General features: G+C 33.0%; 4 protein-coding genes. 1 reads left to right on the top strand and 3 read right to left on the bottom strand.

The features are described from left to right. Positions 1-453 precede the first annotated feature (453 nt). Positions 454-1,521, top strand: a complete 1,068-nt coding sequence (gene wecA / locus F9817_RS23375; RefSeq protein ID WP_161158616.1) for a UDP-N-acetylglucosamine--undecaprenyl-phosphate N-acetylglucosaminephosphotransferase — start codon at positions 454-456, stop codon at positions 1,519-1,521. Positions 1,522-1,643: 122 nt separating this feature from the next. Here the strand turns inward: wecA and F9817_RS23380 are convergent, their stop codons facing one another. From F9817_RS23380 to F9817_RS23390, 3 genes are all read right to left on the bottom strand, one after another. Then, positions 1,644-2,759, bottom strand: coding sequence for a glycosyltransferase family 4 protein (locus F9817_RS23380; RefSeq protein ID WP_161158617.1), 1,116 nt, complete (start codon positions 2,757-2,759; stop codon positions 1,644-1,646). Positions 2,760-2,772: 13 nt separating this feature from the next. Then, on the bottom strand, positions 2,773-3,630 hold the full coding sequence (locus F9817_RS23385; RefSeq protein WP_161158618.1) for a glycosyltransferase: 858 nt from the start codon (positions 3,628-3,630) through the stop codon (positions 2,773-2,775). Positions 3,631-3,696: 66 nt separating this feature from the next. Further along, positions 3,697-4,422: a glycosyltransferase domain-containing protein gene (locus F9817_RS23390; RefSeq protein WP_161158619.1), complete on the bottom strand. Its 726-nt coding sequence runs from the start codon at positions 4,420-4,422 to the stop codon at positions 3,697-3,699. Positions 4,423-4,556: the final 134 nt, after the last annotated feature.

Genomic DNA, 4,556 nt, shown 5'->3' on the forward strand with positions numbered 1-4,556 from the left:
CTCTTATGTATAAGAACCTATTAAAATAAATCACTTGATTTTTAATATTAATAGAATTATGTCCATATAATATATTGACAATGGGTGAATCACTTTATCGATGAGTTCCTATTAGAGTTTTAATGATAACCAATGCTCATTTGGGTTCGATAGTCTCAAGTTAACCATGTGTATGGCATACTAAAGCCTCAGCTTCGAAACTGAATGCAGATTCACAACTCAGATGCCAGACACAACCATAAGCTACATCGAACATGTTCCTTAGAATCAAAACGATATACATATGGTAAAAAACCCTTACATTACATCTAAATTCTCACTATAAAAATCATTACAGCTAGTTTAAAATGCTCGCTCATTATCCATGTATAGAAGAAGAAATCCTCACAATTGTGCAGATGAACTAGAAACGCTTCTTCTCTTGCTAACAAACTCTTTAACATAGGTAGCTGTGTGGCCTTTCATCTATTAGAACTCGTTTTGTTGTTTTTCATTTCCTTGAGTTCACTATTTGTTCTAAGGAAAATTGCAAAAAAAATAGGCCTAGTAGATAAGCCAAATGGTCGAAAGATTCACGAAGGGAATATCCCATTAATTGGTGGCATATCCATATGCTCTACCCTCGTGTATTTTTTACTGAGTAACGGCTCGATACTCCCCAACTCATACATATTCATCTCATGTATTGTCTTACTGGTATTGGTAGGAGCATTGGATGATAAATATGATATTAGCTACAAAGTAAGGTTTCTAATCCAAGCCATTCTGTCTTTAATTATGATGATTCACGCCCACATAGAACTGCTTGAATTAGGACATTTATTCGGATTCGGCAAGGTTACCCTCGGGCCCTTTGGATACATCATTACTGTCTTAGCTGTGATAGGTGCTATTAATGCATTTAACATGATTGACGGTATTGATGGGCTCTTAGGTGCGATTTCAATCGTAGCATTCGGTGGGTTAGGCATAATGCTATTTCATGATGGGCAAATGAACTATTCCTATTTATGCCTCGTCATTGTTGTTATCATTCTTCCGTACTTATGTCTAAACCTTGGTGTCTTTGGTCGTAAATACAAAGTATTCATGGGAGATGCCGGGAGTATGCTTATAGGGTTTAGCTTAATTTGGCTATTACTGTTATCGAGTCAAAATGGTACTAACCCACCACTGAGACCAGTCACAGCTCTTTGGTTAATCGCAATCCCTCTAATGGACATGGTTTCATTAATGATTCGTCGTGTTCGTAAAGGTCATTCCCCATTTAAGCCTGATCGAGAACACTTGCATCATATTTTCCAACGCATTGGATTTTCATCGACGCACACCGTTATGATAATTACGTTGTTAGCTACAGCGCTTGCTGCATATGGCATTATCGGAGAGATGCTTGATGTGAGTGAAGCATGGATGTTTTATTCATTTATCCTATGTTTTGTTATCTATCTTGTGGCTATCAGTTACGTTTGGAAGATTACTTCATTTATAAAGAAATCGATTAAATTCATTTTTCACTAAAATTCTTTGGCCACGTCCAAATCTTGTCAAGGCGACAATTTGACCAGTGCGATGAATAAAATCAAAAAAAAACGGCTTTCTCAAAGAAAGCCGTTTTTTTGTTAAAGAGTAAANTGCATCAGCTATACCAATACATCTTCAATTGCGTCTAAATATTTTTGGATAACAATCTTCTCATCAAACTCTGCTTCAATTTTTGTTCGACTAGCGACCCCCATCCTGAGTCTATCTTGATGAGACATTACAATTATTTTATCTAGGGCTAATACCAAACTTTCGGTGCTGCGAGGTTTACATAAAAAACCATTAACGCCGTCATCTACCGTTTCTCTACAGCCAACATTATCTGTAGTAACTATCGGTTTGCCCATAGCACCTGATTCGAGTAACGACTTAGGCACTCCCTCTCGGTAAAAGGAAGGAAGAACCATGCAATCAACTTGAGCAATTTCTTTTTCAACCTGATCCGATACCCCTAAGTAAGAAACGATTCCTTCACTCACCCAATCCGACATTTGCTTTTTGCTTACAGCAGAAGGGTTATCGACATCTAAGAATCCCAGCAGACGAAACTCTACTTTATTACCGTATCGTTCTCTGAGCTCACGAGCCGCCTCAACATAATGACCGATCCCCTTATCAAATAACATACGAGCAATCAGTAAAAAACGTACTACCCCATCATCTTTTGCCGGAGAAAGGGAAAAACGAGAAAGATCAGCACCAGAGCCAGGTAGTCGATCAGTCTTATCTAAAGAGGCCATCCCAGCTTCTAAAAATAGCTTTCTATCATCTTCATTTTGGAAGAAAATCTTTTGAGCATATCGTTGACTTACCTTGTATAAGAAACGAGCTAACTTTGATGAAAGACTTTCATTTATAAATAATATGCCTAATCCTGCGATATTATTTATTGAAGGTATACCATGTAGTTTTGCAGCTAGTGTACTATAAATATTATTCTTTGGTGTAAAATTTAATACCACATCAACTTTGTTATTTTTATAAAACAAATAAAACTTTGTAAAAGTAGCAATATCCTTTAAAGGATTAGTTCCACCTTGATCAATAAATATATCAATATATTCTGCACCTAAATCAACTAATCTAGCCGAGTAATCATCAGGAGGTGCGATAGCGTAGACTTTATATCCACGCTCGATTAGCATTTTTATAGTGTTCTTTCTAAAGTTATATAAATACCAACTAGTATTAGATGTAATAGCTACACTTTTCAATTTAACACCTTATTCAGTATTTTTTCAAAATACCATGTTTAATACCTTTAAGCATATTCTTAATTCTCCCCCTACGAGGAGGTATAGTTGCAAGTAATAAAAATTTAATTGGCATGTTAAAAATTATTTTTAGTTTATATGATAATGGGAAACAAGTTTCTCTAAGTGAAAAAATCCAATTTCTAAATACATAGTAAAGTCTAAAATCAGAACCAAAGTTTATTTTTTTTCCAAAAAAAAGATTTTTATCACCAGAGCCTAAATTATGCGTCATTTTCTTATTTCGTGTCATTATGACTTTATAACCCAAATCTCTTGCCCTATAGCACCATTCAATATCTATAGAATCTATAAACCAATGAGCCTTGTTTATCCCAATCCTTAATAAACTATCGACGGGAATTAATGTTCCAGACGAAATTATAGATTTGACAGCATAACAATTATTATTAAGCTCCTCTGCCCCCTTAAAATACTTCTCGTACACAGAGCCATCACGCTCATTAATTACAGATGGTCCAATACAAGCGACTTTTATATTATTATCACGAAGGATGAAATAATCTTTTATTAGACTATCAACCAGACCATCATCTATTTTTGAGTCTTGATCAAAGGTAATTATAAAATCAGAATTTTTGTATGCTTCAAAAAAACCAACATTCTGAGCATAACCGATCCCTTCATTATGACCTAAATATATATAATTCACCACTTCTTCGTTGAAAGTCACTTTCATTTCATCAGGACTGTTATCGACAATGATTATATTCGAAACTTGCTGACTTAATATTTCAATCATCTGTGATAAATGGTCTAAATTGGGATTAAACGTAACTATCAATGCAGATATTCTATTATTTAAATTCATTATTTTTCAATACTCTAAATAGACTATTATGAGATGCTGGCATTAAAAACCATATATTAAATTTAACTATGAATCTATTTTAAATATTTTTGCCAACTTATTTATATATCTATAGAATAGATTTCTAGATTTATTTTTTTTCATATGTTCATGATACATAAAATAGTCATGAACAAATCGAGCATCATGTTTACCCAGGTTCAAAACTTCACATTTATTTTTTCTACATGCATAACTGAAAGATAGCTGATCACGGTGAACACCCGAAATAAACTCTGACCACCACGTATTCGACGTTTTGATCATAACTTCATCATTATGTCTACGTAATAAAATATTAGCTTCCTTTAAAAAAAGTTCATGATATCCTTCTTTACGATACCTATTCATTTGCCTGTTTACTTTATAAAAAATTGAATATCCTAAACTTTTTACAGTTTTAGCTTCCATATATACATCACGAGCAACAGAATGCTCGTAAAGAGCTATATGCTTATCGTCATTTTTACCCATTTTTTCGAATAAATTAGTAAGGCTACTTAGTATTTCAATATTAGAATCTATATATAGTGATATATCATGATTTTTAAAAACAATATGAGGGTTTAATTTATAATATCGATTGAAAATTAAAGAATTATCCATCTTAGGCTTTATTATTAATTTCCACCCCACTGGTATAGATATATCTTCATCAGATATAATTATATAGTCAGTATCTTTATCTATAAAAGATACCGGGTGAATCTTATCGTAACCACCCGACAAAACCGTATAAACTACTTTTTTCATAAAAATTAATATACACTTTACTTTTTAATATTTGGCAACTTATATAAATCAAAGTATCCATCAATATAATATTTAATAAAATTGAAAAGTTTTTTAAATCGTCTTTCAAATAAAAACACAAGAAAATAAATAAC

The sequence above is a fragment of the Vibrio eleionomae genome (genome assembly GCF_009874545.1).
In the GTDB taxonomy this organism is placed as follows: Bacteria; Pseudomonadota; Gammaproteobacteria; order Enterobacterales; family Vibrionaceae; genus Vibrio; species Vibrio nitrifigilis.

Coding starts and splice junctions, on each gene's coding strand:
- F9817_RS23385 (WP_161158618.1), bottom strand. CDS start 3,630: ATGAATTTAAATAATAGAATATCTGCATTGATAGTTACGTTTAATCCC.
- F9817_RS23390 (WP_161158619.1), bottom strand. CDS start 4,422: ATGAAAAAAGTAGTTTATACGGTTTTGTCGGGTGGTTACGATAAGATT.